The sequence below is a fragment of the uncultured Desulfosarcina sp. genome (assembly GCF_963664155.2).
In the GTDB taxonomy this organism is placed as follows: Bacteria; Desulfobacterota; Desulfobacteria; order Desulfobacterales; family Desulfosarcinaceae; genus Desulfosarcina.
In genome coordinates this window covers 1,069,644-1,091,459 of record NZ_CAXXXH010000001.1, presented here as the reverse complement: position 1 = coordinate 1,091,459, position 21,816 = coordinate 1,069,644, and the positions used below count along the sequence as shown (strand labels likewise).

Sequence of the window (21,816 nt, the reverse complement as noted above, 5' to 3'; positions counted from 1 at the left end):
TTATATGTAACCATTGGTCAAATACGACCTATCTTTCTTCTCATTCAATGTTTTTCAAAGAACGCTAAGCGGTTAAGTAAATCTAATAAATCAACCAGATGGGTGATGGTGTGTTGATTTTAGATTCATGGCACAAAGATTGTAGCTGCATGAAGCAGTATATGGCGCATAAGGGTTGCCGTGGCCCCCCACCAACGCCGCAATGCATCATCCATTCGAGCAGCGGCAATGAAAATTTGATCGCTTCAATGTTTGTCGAGGAGAACCCGAGATGGGAAATCAAACGCAAGGCCCGGCAGCCCCAAAGAATTTGTTTTGACGAAAAATATGCAGCCGCGGTGAGGCGTTGCCTCCAGGATACTGAAATCCTGATCTGACGCTTGTCGAATAAAATCAATTGTCTGGAAATGGCTTCCGGGAAGTGAAAACAACCAAAAAAAGGAAAAGAGAGTACCATGAAAAAAACAATCGCTGGTTTGGCAGTGGTGGCAGCATTGGCCGCTTTGGTTTTCATCAACGTGCCCTTTCTGCTCGCATCCGAAACGGATGACCGCATCGAATCATCCGCCAGGGCGTCCTATGTGTTCAAGACCTACCTCAAGGACGATGACGTTAACGTCCGATCCAAGGATGGCATTGTTACCCTGACCGGGACAGTTGCCGAAGAATCCGACAAAGCATTGGCGCGGGAGACGGTGGCGAGCCTTCCAGGCGTTCAACGCGTGGACAACAAGCTGAAATTGAAAGGCAAAGTCCATGCTATGTACTCGAATGCATGGCTGCTTGCCAAAGTGAAATCCACCCTTTTATTTCATCGGAACGTGAGCGCCACAGCTACTGAGGTGCTGGCGGAAAAGGGGGTCATCACCCTTCGCGGCGAAGCCGAAAATGAAGCCCAAAAAGATCTGTCGACAGAATTCGCCAAGGATGTGGAAGGCGTCAAAGCGGTTAATAACGAGATGACCGTTTCCACGGCCACCATGGCATCAGGTGAAAAGACAGTGGGCGAAAAAATGGATGACATCGGCGAATCCATCGATGACGCGTCCGTCACCGCCCTGGTCAAGACGACGCTGCTGTATCATCGCTCGACCAGCGCCCTCAGAACCACGGTCGAAACGAAAGAAGGCGTGGTCAATTTAGGAGGAAAGGCCAAAAACGCTGCTGAAAAGGACCTGGCCACCAAACTCGTGAGCGACGTTCACGGCGTAAAGCAGGTAGTCAACAACATGACCGTCGGGTAAAGCGGGTCATCGTCCGCCAACTCTCATCTTGGGGAAAAGAGAATCTCGGGAACAAAAGCATGTTATCAACCCTTGTTAACGGGAGAACGAAAAATGTCACTTGGAACCATCCTACTTGTAATTCTGATACTGGCACTTGTGGGAATAATCCCAGTCTGGCCGCATAGCCGGTCGTGGGGGTATGGGCCCAGCAGCGGGGTCGGGGTGGTAGTGCTTATCATTTTAATTCTGCTCGTTTTGGGCAGAATTTAGTCCGCCGCGCATCCACACACATCATCATTCTGCCTGGCCCTGTGTTCTCGCTCTTTTGAGAACGGAGTGAAGCATCAGCGATAGCCTCGACGCAGCGCTTCTCCACCTGGGATTTAAAATTGCTACAGCCTTGGCCTTTATTCCGCAGCGAACGGCGGCGATGAGGCTTGCACAAACGTTCAGTAAAACAACTCAAAAGAAAATCAGACAGGATAAAAACCATGAAACCGAGAACAAGAGACCACACCCTAAACCCCATGCAACAGATAACGTGCAAGCTTGAAGAGGCTGACGAAAAAATGATCGTCGACAGAAATTTGGATGCCGAAGGACAATACGGTCATCTAAACGGGAAGGCTCAAGAAAAGATCGACCAGGTCAAAAAAGTGGTCGACAAGTGGCGAGCTTCGTTTGGAACCGCGAAGCCGAATAAATGGCGATGAGAGAAATAAAGTCGTCCAGGGGCGGACAGCACAATACTGAAGGTCATTACGGTTGATCGCAGCGGCCAGGCTCCCAAGGCCCCTGTTGACTGCAGCAGGCCTGCGGCTGCCGGAAACGGACCAGAATCAAATTGAAGGGAAATGCCGATAAGAACAACCATGCTTTTTGCCATAGCGCTTATCGCAATAGGTATCGTCGCCTTTGGGTATCAAGGGTTCACCTATACGACCAGAGAAAATATCGTCAATCTCGGCCCACTCAACGTCACGGCCGACAAAACCAGGACGATTCCGCTGCCGCCGATCGTTGGCGGTGTTGCCCTCGTGGGCGGTATCGTTTTGCTGGTCATGGGAAGAAAAAAGGCCTGACAGGAATCAAACCATTTAAACCACAAGGAGTTTGCGATGACGAACAGGCGAAAAGCAAATGAAGAGAAGCTCGATGCACAGTTCGATGAATGGAACGCCAAGATTGCGCTGCTCAAGGCCAGGGCAGACAAGGCCACGGCTGAAACGAAGATCAAATACTACGAAAAAATCGAAATGTTGCAGCACAAGCAGGATGAGGCCGGGAAAAAACTGCACCAGTTGAAGACTGCCGGCGATGAGGCGTGGGAAGACCTCAAGACCGGCGCGGAAAAGGCCTGGGATGAAGTCAAGGCAGCCTTTCACAGTGCCTCCTCAAAATTCAAGTGAGCAAGGACGACGCATCCATCGGTCCAGATTCGGACGCCACTGAGTTGTGCTGAAAAATGAGGATAAAGTGACCGTGGTCGGAGGATGGCGAAAATCTGGTTCACGGGGTTTGATCCGCGATGCCGGTTTTCCGACAACGAAACCGAATACGAAGGGATGGGTGTATTTCCGGGATTCTGACCGTGCTTGTCGAAACGATCATGAAACGGGGTCAAATATGACCAACGGTTAAATGTGACCCAATCCATGCACCGACCTACGGTTCCCTGCTCCGTGCCTGAGAAGAAAATCCTTTTATAAATCGCAATGATACATCATCAAAACGACGCGTTCGAACACTGGCATGGAAATTGAGCATCTCATCATAAAGGATAAGGAAAGGTGTCTAATCAGATGAATATTCTCCTCATTTACCCCCGGTTTCCCGATACGTTTTGGTCTTTTTCGTACGCATTGCGTTTCATTGGCAAAAAGGCGGCTTTTCCGCCACTGGGCCTGCTCACCGTTGCGGCCCTCCTGCCGCCGACATGGTCCTTGCGCCTTGTGGATGTGAACGTGGATAAACTGACGGATAAAGATCTTGCCTGGGCGGACATGGCCTTTATTGGGGGAATGGCGGTTCAGCGGACCTCGGCCAAACAAATCATCGCCCGCTGCCATGCGTCAAGTTTACGTGTCGTTGCCGGTGGGCCGCTGTTCACCGCTGAACCCGATGAATTCATGGAGGTGGATCATCTCGTTCTCGACGAAGCCGAAATGACACTTCCCGCCTTTTTGTCGGACTTGCAAAACGGACAGCTGAAAAAAATCTACAGGGCTTCCGGTTTCTGCGATCTTTACCGTACCCCGACGCCCTTGTGGGATCTGGTAAAAATGAAAAGCTATGCGTCCATGAACGTGCAGTTTTCCCGAGGATGCCCGTTCAACTGCGAATTTTGTAATGTGACGGCTTTATTCGGTCACCGGCCGCGCATCAAAACACCTCAGCAGGTTATCCTGGAACTGGATCGCATTTATGCTTCCGGCTGGCGGGGCAGTATTTTTTTTGTTGACGACAATTTTATCGGTAATACGGGCTATCTTAAAAAACATTTACTTCCTGCCCTGATCGAATGGCGGCAACAGAAACAAGGATGTGTTTTTTTCACGGAAGCCTCCATCAACCTCGCTGATGATCCTGAACTCCTGGCCATGATGGTCACAGCCGGATTCGATTCCGTTTTTATCGGTATCGAGTCGCCCGAGGAAACAAGCCTGACCGAATGTCATAAAACCCAGAATAAAAACCGGAATCTGCTGGAAAGCGTCCTCACGATCCACCGATCAGGCTTACAGGTGATGGGCGGTTTTATTGTGGGTTTTGACAACGATGGGCCTTCCATCTTTCAGCGACAGATCGATTTCATCCAGCAGAGCGGCATCGTCACCGCCATGGTGGGCATGCTCCAGGCCCCGCCAGGAACGCGTCTATTCGATCGGCTGCAACGTGAAAGCCGTGTGGTCGATATTTTCTCCGGGGACAATGTCGATGGAACAACCAACATCATTCCCCGAATGGGCATGGACAGGCTCGTGGACGGTTATCGGTCGATCATGAAGCATATTTATGCTCCTAAATACTACTACCGTCGGGTGAGAACGTTATTGAAGGAGCTAAAGGCCCCTGAAGTCAACCAGCCGATGAATATTCAACGCTTTCTTTCATTCTTTCGATGTGCATTCCGACTCGGGGTTCTGGGAAAGGAGCGCTTTCATTACTGGACCCTGATGGTCTGGACCCTGATCTGCAAGCCTCGTCTGATATCCGTGGCGATAACACTGTCCATATACGGCTACCACTACCGCAAAATTTGCGAATTATACATTCTATAAAGACAACGTTTCGAAGAAGGATGGAAATATGGGATCCAGTACGAACCGGGTTGCATCAACAGCGAACGAAGCGCCTTCGAATCCTGCGGATGAGGCCTTGAGCATTTCAGAGGCACGCTATCGACGACTGTTTGAAACCGCCCAAGACGGTATTCTGATCATCGACGCCGAAAACGGACACATCACCGACGTCAATCCATTCCTTGTGGACCTGCTGGGCTATGAGCGTGAGGATTTTATGGGCATGGCGCTTTGGAATTTCGGCCCTTTCAAAGATATCCTGGCAAGCCAATCGTCTTTTCAGGAATTGATGAATAAGGGCTACATCCGTAATGAGCACTTACCATTGGAGACAAAAAATGGGCGGCAGATCGAAGTCGAATTCATCAGCAATGTCTATCAGGTCGGCCAACAGCTTACAATCCAGTGCAATATCCGCGACAATTCACAACACAAAAAAGCCGAAGAAGATCGTCTAAAATTGGAATCCCAGCTCAAGCAGGCACAGAAAATGGCCGCCGTCGCCTCGCTGGCCGGTGGGATTGCCCATCAATTCAATAATGCGCTCACCGTCATTACAGGCAGTCTGGACCTGCTCGAGGCAGATGGCTTAGATGAGGCAACCGATGAGCATGTCCAGCCTATGAAAAAGGCGGCCGATCAGATGGCCCGGTTGACCCGGCAGCTGTTGGCCTATGCCAGGGGCGGAAAATATAACACGGAAAGCATATTTCTGAACGAGTTGGTAGAAGATAGCCTGCCCTTGGTCAAGTCATTTCTGAATTCGCCCATCACCATCGAAATCGATCTGCCTTCCGATCTGCCGCCCATAATCGCCGACAGGGATCAGATGCAAATAGCCTTGCTGGCGATCTTGGCCAATGCATCAGAGGCCATTGATAAGCAGGGGGTTGTCCGGATCACCTGCCGCAGGGAACTGATGACCAATGAACGCATAAAGGCCTTTGCCGGGTTGGCTCCCGGCATCTATGTCAGTTTGACCGTCGCGGATAATGGAAAGGGGATGAATGAGGAAACGCGCCGCCGGGTGTTTGAGCCTTTTTTCACAACCCATTTCCCCGGACGCGGGCTTGGCATGGCTGCGGTTTACGGAATCGTTAAAAACCATGACGGCTGGATTTCCATTGAATCGCAAGTCGATCACGGAACCGTGGTGTGCATCTATCTGCCTGCTGTGGATCCGATAATCGATAGAATCGTCCTTTAGAGGGAGTAAGTAATCATGACCAAAGACCTGTTGGAAAAAATTTTGTCCACCATTGACGATTTTAAGGGAAAGCTGAAAACACTCAGGCTGACTTTTGGATTGAAGATCCTGGTCGTCATCGCCGTGCTGCTGACTGTCAGCTATCAACTCTTTTTCGTTTACGTGCAGCCCGATCAATATGGGATCAAGGTCGTCCGGATAGGCCTTAACCGCGGTGTTCAGAAAGAGGTTTATCATGCCGGCCTGACGTTCATTCTGCCATTCGGATTGCAGCAGATGTATCGCCTGCCCAAGGGTATTCAGGTGCTGGAGCTGACTAATTTCCCCGAGACCGCCGCAGCGGCGGCCCGCAAAGACCGAGCCGCGCACATCCAGACCTCGGACGGTTTTTTCGTGGACGTGGACGTCTCCATGCTTTACCACATCAAGGACCCCTACCTGGTGTTCACCACCATCGGTCCCGGCACCCTTTTTGAAGACAACGGCATCATCCCCAAGGCCGAGCCGGCCCTGAAAGAGACGCTGGGAAAACTGACCACCGAAGAATTTTACAACAGTCCCATGAGAGTGAAGAAGGCCGAAGAGGCCAAGGCTCAGCTGAACACCGAATTGAATCTGAAAGGCATCGAAGTCGACCAGGTGCTGGTCCGTTATTTCAAGTACAGCCCGGAGATCCAGAAAAATATCGAGGAGAAAAAGCTCCAGGACCAGATGGTCTTTACCAACCAGTCGGCTGCCCGGGCGGCCAAGGAAGAGGCGGAGCTGAAAAAGATCGTCCAGGAAGGCATGGTTATCGCCGCCGTGGAGATGGAAAAGGGCAAGGCCTATGTCACCCGCAAGATCGCCGAGAAGGACCTTTATGTCCGCAAGATTAAAGCCGAGGCCGACCTGCTGGTTCAGCTGGCCGAGGCGGAGCGGGTGCGCCTGAAAAATGAATCCCTGAAAGGGATCGGCTCGGAGCGCATGGTGGGATTGAAAATGGCCGATGTCTACAAGGGGCTCGACCTGATCATCCTGCCCAGCGACGGCTCCAGCGGGGTCAACCCCTTGGACCTCGGCAACACCCTGCAATTGTTCGACGTTCGCAAAGGAGGTGACAAATGAGGCGCATTTTTATCCTGGTCGCATTGACGCTGACGTTGGCCGTTTTGGCAGGCTGCATGCCGCATACCACCGGAGAAACTCAGGTCGGTGTCAGGACCCGCAAGTTGGGACTTTTTGGACCAAAGGGAGTTGAGGAGCAGGTTTACGCACCTGGTGCGACCTATTTTTTCCTGCCGTTTATCAATGACTGGAATGTATTCGACACCAAGCTGCAGAACCTGGAGATGACCTATTCGAAAATCAGGGGCGACCGCAGAAGTCAGGACGATCTGGTGTTCAAGACCATCGACGGCAACGACATCAGCCTGGATGTGATTATCGCCTATCGCATCGATGCAAGCAAAGCACCCTATATTCTCCAGTACGTGGCCCGCGACGACGTCACCCTGCGCGATACCATAGTCCGAACCGTCGCGCGGAGTAAACCGCGCGACATTTTCGGCGAACTCAAGACGGAGGCCTTTTATGTCGCCGAAGCCCGCGAGACCCAGTCCAACAAGGCCAAGGATGCGCTTCAGCAAATCCTGGGGCCCATGGGGATCGTCGTCGAAAAAGTGCTGACCAACGACTACCGCTTCAACCCCGAATACACCAAGGCTATCGAGGACAAGAAGGTGGCCGATCAGCAGGTGGAAAAAAACAAGTCAGCCCAGCACGCGGCCACCGAGGAATACAAGCGCAAACTGGAAGAAGCCAAAGGCGAAGTCAACAAGATGGTTGCCGATGCCGACGGCCAGTACCTCAAGGACAAGATCGAAGCCGATGTATACCAGGAACAGCAGCAGTTGCTGGCCAAGGCCATCCAGGCCGAAGGCATCGCGGATGCCAAGGGCATCCAGGAAATGAACAATGCCCTGGCCGGATCGGGTGGAGAAGTGATCGTGAAATTGAAAATCGCCGAGGCGCTTCAGGGTAAGCGCATCATCCTGCTGCCGGTATCAGAGGGTGGGATGAACCTCAAGACCACCGACATCAACCGGCTGATCGAAACATTAGGCGTCAAATCACTTGCCGGCGCGAAATGACGCCGGTGGTTGCGGTGAACTGCCGAAAGGCCAAGGAAAGGAAATGTCATGTCAGAAAACCGAACCTCCAAGAGTATCGACGAATTGCTGGCTGAGGCCGATGAACTGGTCCAACGGATTAATGCCGATGCCCTCAAAGACCTGAAAGAAGAGCATCGCCTGCAGGTTGAAAAACATGCCCAACACTTGAAAAAGATCAAAGCAGAAGTTCGGGGCAAGATCGAAAAGAAAGGAAAATCCAAAATCGACCACGGGGCCGAAGGCATGCATGAGGCATTCCAGGAGATTTCGAAGGCCATGGCAGAGTTGAAAAAATATATCTCCGGAGATTGAGCAGGCGCCGTTAAATTTAAAACGGGAAAATGAAAATGGCATCCAATGCAAATAAAGACCCCATCGGCAATCTGACGGACAAGCTGCGTTCCCTTTTCGGTTCCGGTGACGATCCGAAAAATAAGAACGCGCTTCCGCCCAAGAAACGTTTCAACATCTGGTATTTTCTGATGGCCATACTTTTTTTTTCCTACCTGCAACAGTTTTTCCTTTCTGCAAACGTGGAAACGATCCCGTACAGTCAGTTCAAACAAGCCATCGCCGACGGGACCGTGGGCAAATTGGTCATCGGCCCGGAAAATATCACCGGAACGCTGACAGGAAAGTCAGGTCAGACGTTCACGACCATTCGGGTCGACGATCCGGGCCTGGCGAAGGAACTGGATGAACGCAACGTCAGTTATTCCGGGAAATACGAAAATAAATTTCTGGGTATCATTCTCTCCTGGGTTCTTCCACTGGGCTTTTTTTTCCTGATCTGGCGATTTGCCATGAAAAAGATGGGGCCCGGGATGGGAGTGATGTCCTTCAGCAAAAGCAAAGCCAAGATTTTCGCCGAGAGCGAGACCAAGGTCACGTTCGCTGATGCCGCCGGCATCGACGAAGCCAAAGAAGAGCTCCAGGAGGTGGTCGAATTTTTAAGCACACCGGAAAAATCCCAGAAACTGGGGGGAAGGATTCCCAAGGGGGTGCTTCTGGTTGGTCCGCCGGGGACCGGCAAGACCCTTCTGGCCAGGGCGGTGGCCGGAGAGGCCAAGGTACCGTTCTTCAGCATCAGCGGGTCCGAGTTTGTGGAGATGTTTGTCGGTGTGGGAGCAGCCCGCGTTCGCGATCTTTTCTCTCAGGCCGCGGCTCAAGCACCCTGTATCATCTTTATCGATGAACTGGACGCCCTGGGCAAGGCGCGGGGGATGAACGTGATGGGTGGGCATGACGAACGCGAGCAAACGCTCAACCAGCTTCTGGTGGAGATGGACGGTTTCGAAACCAATAAAGGGGTCATCATCATGGCCGCCACCAACCGGCCGGAAATTCTAGATCCGGCCTTGCTGCGGCCGGGGCGGTTTGACCGGCAGGTGCTGGTGGACCGGCCGGACATCAATGGACGGGAAGCCATCTTGAAAATTCACTCCAAAAATGTAGTCCTGGGCCCCGAAGTGGACCTGCGCATGATCGCCGGCCGCACCCCGGGATTTGTGGGGGCAGACCTGGCCAATATTATCAATGAAGCCGCGTTGCTGGCCGCCCGCAACGATAAGGAGACGGTGGAGCTGACGGATTTCGACGAGGCCATCGACCGGGTGGTGGCGGGCCTTCAGAAGAAGAACCGGGTGATGAATCCCAAGGAGAAGGAAATTGTCGCCTTCCATGAATCCGGACATGCGATTGTGGCCGAATCTGTCGAGCATGCCGACCCGGTGCATAAAATCTCAATCATTCCGCGCGGGATCGCGGCGCTGGGCTATACCCAGCAGCAGCCCACCGAGGATCGTTATTTAATGACGCGCTCGGAGTTGATCGATCGCCTGGCCGTCCTTTTTGGCGGTCGCGTTGCCGAGGAGCTCGTTTTCAACGAAATTTCAACCGGGGCCCAGAACGATTTGCAGCGGGCAACGGACATTGCCCGTTCCATGGTCACGGAATATGGCATGAGCGACAGTCTGGGACTGGTGAGCTATGAGCGCCCGCGTCAGGCGATGTTTCTCCCGGAGAGTTTTTCTCCGGGTAAAAAGTACAGTGAAGCCAAAGCCGCCCAGATCGATGACGAGGTCACAAGGATTGTCGAGGAAGCCCATCAGCGTGTACGCAAAATCCTTTCGGAAAGGCGACCTGTCCTTGATGACCTGGCCCGTCTGCTTTCGCAGAAGGAAAGTGTGCAGGGAGAGGAGCTTAGGCAGATGCTGTCGGCAGCCAAAGCTGGGACGACAGCTCCATCGCCCGTTGAACCCTCCCGAAACATTGCCGCCAAAGCTGATGCTGAAAATGGCACCCTATAGAATGTTATGGGTCCCTATTTTAATTGGCCGGAGCCCGGTGGAGAACACCACGCTTCAAACCAAAAGGAGGCTGATCATACGCAGCAAGGAAGAACTATGTATGAAAATCAAATCAATACTTCCGCGTGTTCGGCAAACGTCACCGGAATTCTGAGAAAAAGGATAATCCAGCAGTGACGCATATGGTGCCCAACAATCAGATCACCCTGCTGCAAAACGGCGAGGCTTATTTCCAAGCCCTCGAAACAGCGCTGGACCGGGCGATGCACGACATCTATCTGGAAACCTATATTTTCGAAGATGACGGCACCGGCCGACGCATTGCCGAAGCGCTCAGGCGGGCGGCCGTTCGGGGTGTGAAAACCCACCTGCTGATCGATGGATTCGGCTCGATCGGTTTGCCGAAATCCATGGCCGATGGCCTTGAGGCGGCCGGCGTAATGGTGCTGAAATTTCGGCCCAAGACTTCGCCCTGGACGCTGCGACGCCGGCGGCTGCGTCGCCTGCACCGCAAAATCATGGTCGTGGATCGGAAGATCGCATTTGTCGGCGGCATCAATATAAACGATGGCATGGATAGTCTTGGTCAACCATCGATGCGCTTTGACTACGCGGTAAGTGTGCAAGGGCCGCTGGTGAAAGCCATTCATGATTCTGCCCGCCGGGTGTGGTCACGGGTGGCCTGGACCCGCTTGCGTCCCGGCCGGGTCTGGGACAATGCCAGATACACACCTTCAACCGAACCCGCGGGCCTGATGCAGGCGGCTTTTCTGGTACGCAACAACATCCGTAACCGTCGCGATATTGAAGGTGCTTATCTGCAGGCAATCGAGCAGGCACAAAGGGAGATCATACTCGCCAACGCCTACTTTTTGCCCGGATTGAACTTCCGCCATGCGCTTGTGGCTGCAGCCGGGCGTGGTGTCCGCGTGGTGTTGCTGTTGCAGGGAAAGATGGATCACCCATTGCTGCATTATGCCTCGCATGCCCTCTACCGCAGTTTTCTGGATGCGGGAATTGAGATCTATGAATATTACAAGAGCCTTCTGCACGCCAAAGTTGCCGTGATCGATGGACATTGGGCCACGGTGGGATCGTCCAATCTCGACCCTTTCAGTCTGCTGCTATCGCTTGAAGCCAATGTGGTTATTGACGATGAAGGCTTTGCCAAAGAATTAAAGTTCAGCCTGGAACAGGCCATGGAGGCGGGGTCACAGCGCATCGGTGAGAACAACTGGAGAATGCAGACCATCGGACAACGTCTGGCGAGCTGGCTGAGTTACGGCGGTGTGCGATTCATGATCGGAATCGCGGGGTATGCCCCGGGTAAACTGCCTGGCCGAGCAGTGCCGATGGATCATTCAGCTTGAAGAACCGCCACGATAGTGGCCGTATGTGCACTCTGGAGCCCAAATGGAAACCTACCCGAACATAAAATCGGCAGCGACCATCGATGCCATGATCCGCTATGCGGAAACGCTGCTGGGTATTCGTTTCACAAGCATCAGGAAAAATCGGTACAGCGCCCTGTGCCCGTTCCACGCTGACACCAAGGAGAGTTTCATGGTGTATGTCAACAAGGATGATGAGGTCCGGTTCCATTGTTTCGGCGCCTGTAAGGGAGATTGGGACATTTACGACCTGATCATGTTGCGCAAGAAATATCCGTTCAGAAAGGCGCAGCAGGTTTGGGCTGCGCAATTGGGTGTCGAAAATTTTAAGTTCAATGGTGGCAGCAGCCCCGGTATACCTGAACCTGACGAAACCCCGGAACCCGATGAACCGGTTGGGTTTGTCGAACCGAAAAAACGTGATGAGAAGATGGTTGCCGCCCTGGAAGAGGCCGCCACTTTCTACAATGATCTCTTGATGTCGAATGAAGACCGGTTCAAGCTCATTTGGGAGTATCTTGCCCGCCGGGGCGTCGGAAAAGAGACCATCGGCAAGTTCAACATCGGCTATGCGCCGCCATACAGCGATGAGCAATATAGCGGCAGGGCACTGATTGACTGTTTCTTGCCACACTTTGAAAAGGATGCTGATGCATTCTCAAATGGCGGACTATTCAGATTTTTGAACGACGCGACCGTCAAGGGATACGGGTACTATTGCCGGCAGATCGATTTCAGACGGAAAGATCCGGTTTCAAGAAATTACGGTGATTTTTTCGCCGGTCGGATGGTGTTTCCCATTTATGATGCCGATGCCCGCGCGATCGGATTGGTCGGCAGGCGGCCGGGCGATAGAGGCGTCCGCTGGCTCAAGCATCAAGTCAGGGAAGTTCCCCTTTCCGCCAAAAGCTGGCTTTACGGCCTTGACAAGGCAAGTCACTATATCCGGCAGTACCGGACGATCATCCTGGTAGAGGGTCTCTTTGATTATTTTGCCTTCACCAACCTGCTCAAAGACCAGGACAAGCAAGTGGTGGTCTCGACACTGGGTTCATACCTCACCTCCGAGGCTGCGGTTATTCTCAAGGGCCTCGACATCCAGCACTATATTGTCGCCTACGACTGGGACGAACTCGGCCGAAACGGCATCGAACGGATTGCGGCCAAAACAGGCGGGTGGGTCTATTACCTTGGCGGTCTGGCGGACGGTCAGGACCCTTACGATATGTTGAAACCGGTGGTTGATACCATCAGTGGTTTCCCCCTGAAACACGTGTTGTGAAAAAGGAGTGACTTGATGAAAAACAACCATACCGCAAAACCCCTGTTTCCCCATTTGCCGGAACGCCTTGCCGGCTTGGAGGAACTGGCGGAGAACCTCTGGTGGAGCTGGAATCCCGGCGCAAGAATGCTCTTCAAGACCCTCGACCGGCAGGCCTGGAAGGAAAGCGGCCACAACCCGGACAAGATGCTCAGGGAGTTGCCCCGTCTGCTTCTGGAAAAGGCCGGCGCCGATGCCGAGTATATTGGCAGGTACGATGATGTCATAGAAGTGTTTCGAAAATATATGCAACAAAAAGCGTGCCATCTGCTGGCGGCGTTTTCACCGGACCACAAGTATGCCGTGGCCTACTTTTCCGCCGAATACGGCCTGCATCGCTCCTTACCCTTTTACGCCGGTGGGCTTGGTTTTCTGGCGGGAGACTTCATCAAGGAATGCAGCGATTTGTATATTCCGCTGGTGGCTGTGGGGTTCATGTATCCGGAAGGCTATTTCCGGCAACAGATCCGGGATGACGGCTGGCAGGAGAATATCGTCGAGTCCATCGACCGCGAAGCCGCTCCTATTTCGAAGGTGATGGACAAGGATGGACGCCAACGCATCGTCAAGGTGCCGCTGACCGATCCGCCCATCCATGTCGCGGTGTGGAAAGTCGCCGTCGGGCGTGTTTCCCTCTATTTGATGGACACGGATATCGAAATCAACGATCCATGGAATAGAGGCATTACCGCCCGGCTCTACATCGGCGATTTGGAGCAGCGCCTGCGCCAGGAGATCGTTTTAGGCCTCGGCGGCGCTGCGGTGCTCAAGGATTTAGGGATCGATCATTACCTCCTGCACTTGAACGAGGGCCATGCCGCCTTCGCCCTGTTGGAACGTATCCGGGCAACGGTATCAAAGGGCAAGGATTTTGCCGCGGCCTGCGAAAAAAATATCGAGGCCACGATCTTCACGACGCACACCCCCGTTCCCGCGGGTCATGATGTTTTTCCCTTTCAGTTGATCGAAAAGTACTTTCATTCCTACTGGCCTGGCCTGGGTCTCGATCGCGACGCGTTTTTCCAATTGGGCATCCATCCGAATAAACCGGAGGTCGGATTCAACATGACCGCTTTTGCGTTGAGGTTATCCGGCTGTCGCAACGCGGTGAGCAAAAGGCACGCCGAGGTTTCCCGGAAGATGTGGCACAGCCTGTGGCCCGACGTCCCGGAAGATCGGGTTCCCATCGATTATGTCACCAACGGAGTCCACGTGCCCACCTGGATAGAGCCGAAAATCAAACTGCTGCTGGACACGCACTTAGGGGCCGATTGGCTGGACAAGCATGACGATCCGGCCATCTGGCAACGTCTCGACAACGTCCCGGACACCGAGCTGTGGCAAACGCACCACTGGCTCAAGGTAAAACTGATCGATGCAATCCGGGAGCGCACCCGCCTGCGTTGGGCCGATGGCGGGGGCAGTTCATCCGTGATGCTTGCCGGAGGCGCCTTTCTCGACCCATCCGTGCTTACGCTCGGTTTTGCCCGCCGGTTCGCCACATACAAAAGAGCGCTGTTGATCTTTCAGGATCTTCCACGCCTCAAGAAACACTTTAAAGACCGCTGGCGCCCCATACAAATCATCTTTGCCGGCAAAGCCCATCCGGCTGACGACCCCGGCAAACGGCTGTTGCAGGACCTGATCAACCTGGCACGCGATCCGCAATTGGGGGGCAGAATCGCTTTTGTGGAGGATTATGGCGAACAATTGGCCCAGTACCTGGTGCACGGGGTGGACGTCTGGCTGAACAATCCATTGCCTCCTTTCGAAGCCTGCGGGACGAGCGGCATGAAGGCGGCGCTGAACGGTGTCCCCCATTTAAGCGTACTGGACGGCTGGTGGGGGGAAGGGTTTAACGGGAAAAATGGCTGGGCGGTGGACCATGATGCCAATTCCGAGAACCCGGATGGCAGCGATGCCGAAAAGATCTACCGCCTTCTCGAAGGTCAGATCATTCCCCTTTATTACCAGATGTCGGAAAACGGCATTCCCCTCGAATGGGTCCGGCTGATGAAAGCAACCATGAAAAACGCTGCATCCGGTTTCTCCGCCCGACGGATGGTCAAGCAATACATTGAAAAGTTTTATTCCAGCAGCATCAAAAATGCCCTGGAAGATTAGGTCGCACCATCTTACCCAAAAGATCAAGAAGGAGTTGCAAGACAGCCAATCGGTCAGGATCGAGGGTTCGCGCCCCCATCCTGCCCACCGCCGTACCTATGGTACAGGCACTGTTACCGAGCACGGCTAATTGTAACCAACCATTTTTCCAGCCGGTGCTGTCCATCCCCCTGGTGGGCGGCACCGGCTGTTTCTTTTCCTGGATCAACGAGGTGTCTTCCAAAAAGGTCAAATATGACCACCGGTTGAATATGACCCTTTTCCGATGACGAATTATGCTCTCTCAGGAAAGTTTGTATAAACAATTTCGTTAAAATATCAGTAAGATGGATATCGTTACAGTGAGTGTATGGTACCTGGCACAAAGATTGAAGATCCGGCATTAGAAGATATTTGTATGACGGTTTCCGTTTTCGAAAAGAAGCCCATCGGTCTTTTGCACGGGAACTTCAGTACAACCGTTATTCAACAGGAGGTCTACCATGAAATCAAGCACCCAGGACAAGGCGGAAGGCAAGTGGCACAAAGTGAAGGGCAAGATCAAGCAGGTCGCCGGAAAAGCGGTCGGGAACCGCGACCTGGAAGCCGAAGGTAAGGCTGAAAATGTTGATGGGAAGGTTCAGGAGAAGATCGGCGAGATCAAGGACGTCGTCGGGAAGTAAACATGGACGCCAGTCAGAAGAATCTGATGGCGTAAAACAAGGAGGCCACCATGCTTTGGACAATATTTGTGATTCTACTGGTTTTGTGGGCGTTGGGGTTGCTAACCGGCACCACGATGGGGGGCGTCATCCATGCCCTGCTGGTCATCGCCATCATTGTGATGCTGATCCAGGTGCTTCAAGGACGTAGACGGGCGTAACCCGTTGGACTTTCGCCAGATAAGGCAAGCTATTTAAAATAAAGGAGTGATTGCCATGAAGAAGAGACGTGGGGTTATCGGCGGTTTGGTTCTGATTTTGTTTATCGCCACCTTTGTGGCCTGCGCATCGACCGCCAAACAGTCGAGCACCGGGGAATACGTGGACGACTCGGTCATCACGACCAAGGTCAAATCGCTGCTGGCCGCTGACGATTTTCTCAAGTCGTTCCAGGTCGGTGTTGAAACCTACAAGGGTGTCGTTCAGTTGAGCGGTTTCGTAGCTTCTCAAGCAGCCGTCGATAAAGCGGTCGAAATCGCACGTGATGTCCAGGGAGTCAAATCCGTCAAGAATGACCTGGTCGTCAAATAGGCAAGCGATGAAAGGAGAAATTCAATGCCGTTGATTCAGTTAGTCATTATTTTGGTGGTCGTTGGGGTGATTCTATGGGCGATCAACAGCTACATACCGATGCAAACCACGATGAAGAAAATTCTCAATGTTGTCGTGGTTGGTTCAGTGGTCCTCTGGCTATTGAGTGTCTTCGGAATTATCGGCTCCCTCCAGGGGATTCATATAGGGAAGTGAAAGATTTGAAAAGATTATTGAAGATTCCTCGCAGCAAGCTGCGAGGAATCTTCGACCGTATGGCATTCTGCCTATTTTGTATTCGTTCGCTAACCCCGCCGCAAGCTACGGGGAATGCGCTTGCTGTCGCGGTTCAAATACCAAAATTGAAAAAGAAATGGAGAAGCCATGATCCTTAAAAAATTACTGACAATTATGATCTTAATTCTATCCATAGTTGCATTTACCGCCTGTGAATCGAAAGGGCCCGCAGAAAAAGCCGGGGAAAAAATCGACGAGGCTGTGCAAAAAACCACTGATAAGGCCAAAGAGGTAACCGAAGCCGTAAAGGATAAAGCCGAAGAAGTCGGGGAAGAGGTAAAAAAGTCGACAGAGTAAATCATGGGAGAAGTAAATCATCATGAAAAAGGTTGGAATGATTATCGGCGCAGGAATCCTTCTTGTCATCGTGCTCTTCGGCTGGTGGTTTTTCAGCCGCCCAGAACGCGGAACGACCGGATCGATCAGCACGCATTTTCGATGGCTCGGCCCCAACGACAAGATCGTTGTCGACGGCTTCGACGACCCCAAAGTTCGGGGTGTCGCCTGTCACATCTCCCGGGCCCAGACCGGCGGCTTGAAAGGCGGCATGGGCGTGGCCGAGGACACGAGCGACGCCAGCATCGCCTGTCGCCAGATCGGGCCGATTCAGTTCCTTGGCGAGATCAAGGACGGCGAGCAAGTCTTCGACGAACACCGCAGCCTCGTGTTCAAGACGCTTCAGGTCGTGCGCTTCTTCGACCGTGAGCGCAATGTGCTGGTCTACGTGTCCTACAGCGATCGCGTCATCGAGGGCAGTCCGAAAAACAGCATCAGCACGGTGCCGATCATGCCCTGGCCGACTCAATAGCCGCCGATGGAATGAAAAACCGGAGAAGATTCAACATCGCAGGCGATATTCCCTGCACAACCTGAAAAATAACTTCGGAAAAGGAGCACGATAATGGGAGACAAGGGCGGCAAAAAAAACAAGGCAAAGAGTCAAAAACAGAGCGACGATAAAGACAGGCAGAAAGCAAAAAATAAGCTGGAAAAGCAGCAGAAAGGGCCGCCAGTACTGGTATTGCCGCATCAAAAATCATGATTTAAGCGTCCTCGCCGCAATCGACGGGGAATGCGCTCGCTGTTGCGGTTCACGCCCATCATCGCTGAAGGGATCCCCCCCATTGCGCCATCAAGGAGGTGAAGCGCGGTCATGTTCGATCAATTGGTTACGTTTGCGGGCCAGCTTGGTGATTGGGGTTACCTTGTCATCTTTATGGGGGTGGCGCTGGAGTGATAGGTGTTGCTGGGCTCCATCATGCCGGGCGATAGCCTGGTTCTTGCGGGAGGATTCTTCGCGGAGCGGGGGCTGCTCCATCCCGGGGTCCTTATCGGCGTGATTTCCAGCGCTGCTATTCTTGGTGACAGCATCGGCTACGAACTGGGGCGACGTCTAACACAAGGATGGCTGCTGAATCAGGGGGGGTGGTTCGGGCTGCGTCAGGAGCACCTGCATCGCGTGGATGGTTTCTTCGTGCGCCATGGCGGCAAGGCCGTGTCCGGCAGTCATTTCATGCATCTGTTGCGGTCGCTGATGCCCAAGGTGCCCGGGTCGTTAATCCTTACGGAGGAACGGTTTGCGGCAGCTTCTTTTTTCCTGCCGTCCTCTATCCGGCCAACTCTGAAATGAGAGTCTATCATGAAGAGCAGTTCGGGCCGGTGGTTCCCGTGCTGCCCTTCGACAACATAGACCAGCCCGTCGACTACATGATCAATTCGAACTACGGCCAGCAAGTCAGCATTTTCGGCAGCGATCTGGACCAGATTGCACGATTGATCGACCCGCTGGTCAACCAGGTCTGCCGGGTCAACATCAACAGCCAGTGCCAGCGGGGACCGGACACGTTTCCCTTCACGGGGCGTAAGGATTCCGCAGAAGGAACCCTTTCCGTATCCGACGCCTTGCGGGTTTTTTCCATTCGAACCTTGGTTGCCGCCAAACAGACGGAGTTGAACAAACAGATCATCACCCGCATCGTGCGGGAACACAAAAGCAAATTTTTGGCGACCGACTTTATTCTGTAATTGAGAGGAATCGAAGATGATTTACGCCGTCACATTAAATCCTGCGCTGGACCGTTTCATCGTCGTTGAGCAGTTGCTTGCGGAAACGCCTTATGCTGCCGGCTAAGGAATCGATGTCTCCAGGGTGGTCCGGGAATTGGGCGGACAGAGTGTGGCCCTTGGTCTCGTCGGCGGTTATGACGGCCTGCAACTGGAAGGATTTCTCATCAATGCGGGTGTCATGACCGATTTTACCCGGATTTCAGGTGAAACGCGAACCAATATTATCCTTCGTGAAAGGGCAAAAGGCCGACAGTACGCCATCAGCGCCACCGGGCCGGAAATCAAGGCAACAGAAATCAATATGTTTTTTCAACATGTGAACCAGGTCCGGGATATGGACTACCTGATCCTGAGTGGAAGCCTCCCGCGCGGCGTTTCACCGAATCTCTATGGTCAACTGATCCTTGCCGGGAAAAAAAGGGGGTTTTCATCGTTCTGGATGCCCACCGCGGGAACGGCAACCGCGCAAACGCCCGGTACCGAGCTTTGTCATCTCGCAGATGTTGAAGCAATTTTGCCCAGGGTTGAACTATCAAAGGTATATTTAAGGGGAGTTGGCCGTCATCACTGCAGGTAGCCCTGTTTGGGTTGCCGGCATGACGAATATGATTCGGGTAGTATCATTTAGGAGGGGATAATACACTCGACATTCAACTGAATGGTATTGGTAGGTCTTGAACTGACAGCCACAACATCGGGAGCTGTCAGCTCAAGTCTGCATTGATGCCTATCCTGTCCACCATGAAAACCATGGAATGGCGGAGGTTACATCATTCCACCCATTCCGCCGCCCATTCCTTGATCTCCCGGATGCATCTGCTTTTTTTCTTCGGGTTTTTCTGCGATCATGGCCTGGGTGGTCAGCATCAATGAAGCCACACTTGCTGCATTCTGCAGGGCGAACCGGACCACTTTGGTCGGATCCATTATGCCGGCTACCATCAGATCTTCATAGGTGTCCGTTTGGGCATTGTAACCAAAAGCCCCCTCGCCGTTTTTGACTTTATCGATGACGACAGAACCTTCAGCACCGGCATTTTTGGCAATCTGACGAAGTGGCTCCTCCATGGCGCGCATGACGACTTTCACCCCCAGCTTTTGATCCGCTTTGATTCTTATTTTCTCCAGCACGGCCAGACAGCGAACCAGTGCTACACCTCCGCCCGGCACGATCCCTTCTTCTACAGCTGCGCGGGTGGCGTTGAGCGCATCTTCAACGCGGGCTTTTTTCTCTTTCATTTCGGTTTCGGTTGCCGCACCGACATTGATCACGGCCACACCACCGATCAGTTTGGCCAGACGCTCCTGCAGTTTTTCCCGATCATAGTCGGAAGTAGTTTCTTCGATCTGGGCACGAATCTGCTTCACCCGGCCCTCGATGGCCGAGCGCGAACCAGCGCCGTCGACGATGGTGGTGTTGTCTTTATCGATGTTGATCCGCTTGGCCTTGCCGAGGTCTGCAACCGCTAAATTTTCCAATTTGGTGCCTAAATCCTCGGAGACCACCTGACCGCCGGTTAAAACGGCAATGTCTTCCAGCATGGCTTTTCGTCTGTCACCGAAACCCGGCGCCTTGACCGCAGCGACCTGCAGGGTGCCTCTCAATTTATTGACCACCAGGGTGGCCAAGGCCTCTCCGTCCACATCTTCTGCAATGATCAATAAAGGCCTGCCCATTTTGGCGACTTGCTCAAGGATGGGCAAAAGATCTTTCATGTTGCTGACCTTTTTCTCATTGATCAGAATGTAGGCATCTTCCAGAGCGGCAACCATTTTTTCTGGGTCGGTCACAAAATAGGGCGACAGGTATCCTCGATCAAACTGCATGCCTTCAACCACTTCAAGTGTTGTTTCCATACCTTTGGCTTCTTCAACGGTGATGACCCCTTCTTTGCCAACCTTGTTCATGGCTTCGGCAATGATGTTGCCGATGGTTTCATCATTGTTCGCCGAAATGGTGCCTACCTGGGCAATTTCGCGCTGGTCCTGGGTGGGTTTGCTCAACTTTTGAAGTTCTTTCACGACGACTTCAACCGCGGCATCAATCCCCCGTTTAATAGCCATGGGATCATTGCCGGCCGCCACCAGTTTCTGCCCCTCTTCATAAATAGCTCTGGCCAAAAGTGTAGCCGTGGTTGTCCCATCACCGGCCGTGTCACTTGTTTTGCTGGCCACTTCCTTGACCATCTGAGCGCCCATATTCTCGAACTTGTCTTCCAGTTCGATCTCCTTGGCAACGGTAACGCCGTCTTTGGTAACTGTGGGGGACCCCCAAGATTTGTCAATGACCACGTTTCTGCCCTTGGGACCTAAGGTGACAACCACTGCATCGGCAAGCGCCTTGACACCGTTGAGCATCGCTTCACGGGCCTTCATGTCATATTTAATTATTTTAGCCATCTTAATCTTAACCTTCCTTTCAATGTTTATCCGGTGATGCCAAGCACGTCATCCTCGCGCATGATAATGTATTCTTCACCCTCTATTTTCACCTCAGTACCCGAATATTTGCCAAATAGAATCCGATCGCCTTTCTTGACGTCAAGCGCCACTCGCTTTCCATTTTCGCTGAGCTTGCCATTGCCTGCAGCAATGACTGTGCCCTCAGCTGGCTTTTCCTTGGCCGTATCCGGGATGATGATTCCACCTTTGGTTTTTTCATCTTCTTTGACGCGTTGAACTAAAATACGATCCTGCAATGGCCTGAGTTTCATGGTTCATATTCTCCTTGTTGAAAAACTCATTTTATCTATGTAATGTGAGGAGATTGTTGAATCTCCTGAAATAATAAAAAAAATGAAAGGACAAAAGGTGAATCGCTGTTGCGAGGTCAGTCCCGCATAATTTAAGAAAGGTATAAATTGAAACGTAGAAAGGAAAGATGTTTCAGAATCAAAAATATATCAAGAATATGCGTATGTAGTTCCATTTTGTCAAGCTGCCTTAGAGGGAGAAACTGCAAAACCAATTGGGAGATCTGATTTCGGGAAATAGACGATTTCCGGCACTCAGTCTCCGTTAAGGTCTTGACAAAGGCAACTACCTGCTGCATTTTGCAATAGATGGAACCCCGCTTCAACAAGCAATGATAAGCCACCGGATGGTTTAACGACCTCCAAAGGTTATACTTTAAAATGGAAGTCCTGGGTAACATCTAAAACCTTTCTCGGGTGTGCGTGCATCTTTTCGA

The 21,816-nt window shown here is 52.5% G+C and carries 27 protein-coding genes; 23 read left to right on the top strand and 4 right to left on the bottom strand.

Translation table 11 applies throughout. The features are described from left to right. Nucleotides 1–82: 82 nt before the first annotated feature. Nucleotides 83–514, bottom strand: a complete 432-nt coding sequence (locus ACHZBS_RS04830; RefSeq protein ID WP_319405394.1) for a hypothetical protein — start codon at nt 512–514, stop codon at nt 83–85. Between ACHZBS_RS04830 and ACHZBS_RS04825 the strand changes: the two genes are divergently transcribed. The 14 genes from ACHZBS_RS04825 (at nt 486) to glgP (ending at nt 15,030) form a co-directional block, all read left to right on the top strand. Next, nucleotides 486–1,244 carry a BON domain-containing protein gene (locus ACHZBS_RS04825; RefSeq protein WP_319409063.1) on the top strand — a complete coding sequence of 253 codons (759 nt, stop codon included), beginning with the start codon at nt 486–488 and terminating at the stop codon, nt 1,242–1,244. The two genes, ACHZBS_RS04830 and ACHZBS_RS04825, sit on opposite strands and share 29 nt — an antisense overlap. A 93-nt stretch (nt 1,245–1,337) precedes the next feature. Next, entirely contained in the window at nt 1,338–1,496 is a 159-nt protein-coding gene (locus ACHZBS_RS04820; RefSeq protein ID WP_394707965.1) for a DUF3309 family protein, read from the top strand. Between the two features lie 221 nt (nt 1,497–1,717). Then, a complete protein-coding gene (locus tag ACHZBS_RS04815; protein ID WP_319405393.1) occupies nt 1,718–1,939 on the top strand; it encodes a CsbD family protein in 222 nt (73 codons plus the stop codon). A gap of 159 nt (nt 1,940–2,098) precedes the next feature. Continuing rightward, on the top strand, nt 2,099–2,308 hold the full coding sequence (locus ACHZBS_RS04810) for a DUF3185 domain-containing protein (RefSeq protein WP_319405392.1): 210 nt from the start codon (nt 2,099–2,101) through the stop codon (nt 2,306–2,308). Nucleotides 2,309–2,344: 36 nt separating this feature from the next. Beyond that, a complete protein-coding gene (locus ACHZBS_RS04805; RefSeq protein WP_319405391.1) occupies nt 2,345–2,635 on the top strand; it encodes a coiled coil domain-containing protein in 291 nt (96 codons plus the stop codon). Between the two features lie 393 nt (nt 2,636–3,028). After that, nucleotides 3,029–4,507 carry a B12-binding domain-containing radical SAM protein gene (locus ACHZBS_RS04800; RefSeq protein WP_319405390.1) on the top strand — a complete coding sequence of 493 codons (1,479 nt, stop codon included), beginning with the start codon at nt 3,029–3,031 and terminating at the stop codon, nt 4,505–4,507. A 28-nt stretch (nt 4,508–4,535) separates the two neighbouring features. Next, entirely contained in the window at nt 4,536–5,735 is a 1,200-nt protein-coding gene (locus ACHZBS_RS04795) for a PAS domain S-box protein (protein ID WP_319405389.1), read from the top strand. Nucleotides 5,736–5,750: 15 nt separating this feature from the next. Further along, complete coding sequence (locus ACHZBS_RS04790) at nt 5,751–6,839, top strand: SPFH domain-containing protein (protein WP_319405388.1); 1,089 nt, start codon at nt 5,751–5,753, stop codon at nt 6,837–6,839. After that, nucleotides 6,836–7,864: an SPFH domain-containing protein gene (locus ACHZBS_RS04785; protein ID WP_319405387.1), complete on the top strand. Its 1,029-nt coding sequence runs from the start codon at nt 6,836–6,838 to the stop codon at nt 7,862–7,864. The genes ACHZBS_RS04790 and ACHZBS_RS04785 overlap by 4 nt, the downstream gene beginning before the upstream one ends. Before the next feature lie 48 nt (nt 7,865–7,912). Continuing rightward, complete coding sequence (locus ACHZBS_RS04780; protein WP_319405386.1) at nt 7,913–8,197, top strand: hypothetical protein; 285 nt, start codon at nt 7,913–7,915, stop codon at nt 8,195–8,197. A 35-nt stretch (nt 8,198–8,232) separates the two neighbouring features. Further along, a complete protein-coding gene (ftsH, locus tag ACHZBS_RS04775; RefSeq protein ID WP_319405385.1) occupies nt 8,233–10,194 on the top strand; it encodes an ATP-dependent zinc metalloprotease FtsH in 1,962 nt (653 codons plus the stop codon). A 125-nt stretch (nt 10,195–10,319) separates the two neighbouring features. Continuing rightward, nucleotides 10,320–11,564, top strand: coding sequence for a cardiolipin synthase ClsB (clsB, locus tag ACHZBS_RS04770; protein WP_319405384.1), 1,245 nt, complete (start codon nt 10,320–10,322; stop codon nt 11,562–11,564). 43 nt (nt 11,565–11,607) lie between these two features. Continuing rightward, a complete protein-coding gene (locus ACHZBS_RS04765) occupies nt 11,608–12,867 on the top strand; it encodes a CHC2 zinc finger domain-containing protein (RefSeq protein ID WP_319405383.1) in 1,260 nt (419 codons plus the stop codon). Between the two features lie 15 nt (nt 12,868–12,882). Then, nucleotides 12,883–15,030, top strand: coding sequence for an alpha-glucan family phosphorylase (gene glgP, locus ACHZBS_RS04760; protein WP_319405382.1), 2,148 nt, complete (start codon nt 12,883–12,885; stop codon nt 15,028–15,030). On the opposite strand, the gene ACHZBS_RS04755 is transcribed toward glgP, so the two are convergent. Beyond that, nucleotides 15,008–15,262 (bottom strand): hypothetical protein, encoded by a 255-nt coding sequence (locus ACHZBS_RS04755; protein WP_319405381.1) that lies wholly within the window; start codon nt 15,260–15,262, stop codon nt 15,008–15,010. The genes glgP and ACHZBS_RS04755 overlap by 23 nt on opposite strands. A 250-nt stretch (nt 15,263–15,512) precedes the next feature. Between ACHZBS_RS04755 and ACHZBS_RS04750 the strand changes: the two genes are divergently transcribed. From ACHZBS_RS04750 to ACHZBS_RS04710, 9 genes are all read left to right on the top strand, one after another. After that, nucleotides 15,513–15,692, top strand: a complete 180-nt coding sequence (locus ACHZBS_RS04750; protein WP_319405380.1) for a CsbD family protein — start codon at nt 15,513–15,515, stop codon at nt 15,690–15,692. Between the two features lie 50 nt (nt 15,693–15,742). Then, on the top strand, nt 15,743–15,892 hold the full coding sequence (locus ACHZBS_RS04745) for a lmo0937 family membrane protein (RefSeq protein ID WP_319405379.1): 150 nt from the start codon (nt 15,743–15,745) through the stop codon (nt 15,890–15,892). Nucleotides 15,893–15,947: 55 nt separating this feature from the next. After that, nucleotides 15,948–16,262, top strand: a complete 315-nt coding sequence (locus tag ACHZBS_RS04740; protein ID WP_319405378.1) for a BON domain-containing protein — start codon at nt 15,948–15,950, stop codon at nt 16,260–16,262. A 24-nt stretch (nt 16,263–16,286) separates the two neighbouring features. Further along, complete coding sequence (locus ACHZBS_RS04735; protein ID WP_319405377.1) at nt 16,287–16,478, top strand: Thivi_2564 family membrane protein; 192 nt, start codon at nt 16,287–16,289, stop codon at nt 16,476–16,478. A gap of 168 nt (nt 16,479–16,646) precedes the next feature. Beyond that, nucleotides 16,647–16,856, top strand: a complete 210-nt coding sequence (locus ACHZBS_RS04730; protein ID WP_319405376.1) for a hypothetical protein — start codon at nt 16,647–16,649, stop codon at nt 16,854–16,856. 22 nt (nt 16,857–16,878) lie between these two features. After that, nucleotides 16,879–17,367, top strand: a complete 489-nt coding sequence (locus tag ACHZBS_RS04725) for a CreA family protein (RefSeq protein ID WP_319405375.1) — start codon at nt 16,879–16,881, stop codon at nt 17,365–17,367. Nucleotides 17,368–17,460: 93 nt separating this feature from the next. Next, the gene (locus ACHZBS_RS04720; protein WP_319405374.1) at nt 17,461–17,601 is read left to right on the top strand and encodes a hypothetical protein; all 141 of its coding nucleotides are present in this window, start codon (nt 17,461–17,463) and stop codon (nt 17,599–17,601) included. A gap of 362 nt (nt 17,602–17,963) precedes the next feature. Beyond that, the gene (locus ACHZBS_RS04715) at nt 17,964–18,584 is read left to right on the top strand and encodes an aldehyde dehydrogenase family protein (RefSeq protein WP_394707964.1); all 621 of its coding nucleotides are present in this window, start codon (nt 17,964–17,966) and stop codon (nt 18,582–18,584) included. A gap of 124 nt (nt 18,585–18,708) precedes the next feature. Further along, complete coding sequence (locus ACHZBS_RS04710; protein WP_319405372.1) at nt 18,709–19,203, top strand: PfkB family carbohydrate kinase; 495 nt, start codon at nt 18,709–18,711, stop codon at nt 19,201–19,203. 188 nt (nt 19,204–19,391) lie between these two features. Here the strand turns inward: ACHZBS_RS04710 and groL are convergent, their stop codons facing one another. Beyond that, the gene (gene groL, locus ACHZBS_RS04705) at nt 19,392–21,026 is read right to left on the bottom strand and encodes a chaperonin GroEL (protein ID WP_319405371.1); all 1,635 of its coding nucleotides are present in this window, start codon (nt 21,024–21,026) and stop codon (nt 19,392–19,394) included. A 26-nt stretch (nt 21,027–21,052) separates the two neighbouring features. Beyond that, nucleotides 21,053–21,340, bottom strand: coding sequence for a co-chaperone GroES (gene groES / locus ACHZBS_RS04700; RefSeq protein ID WP_319405370.1), 288 nt, complete (start codon nt 21,338–21,340; stop codon nt 21,053–21,055). Nucleotides 21,341–21,816 lie beyond the last annotated feature (476 nt).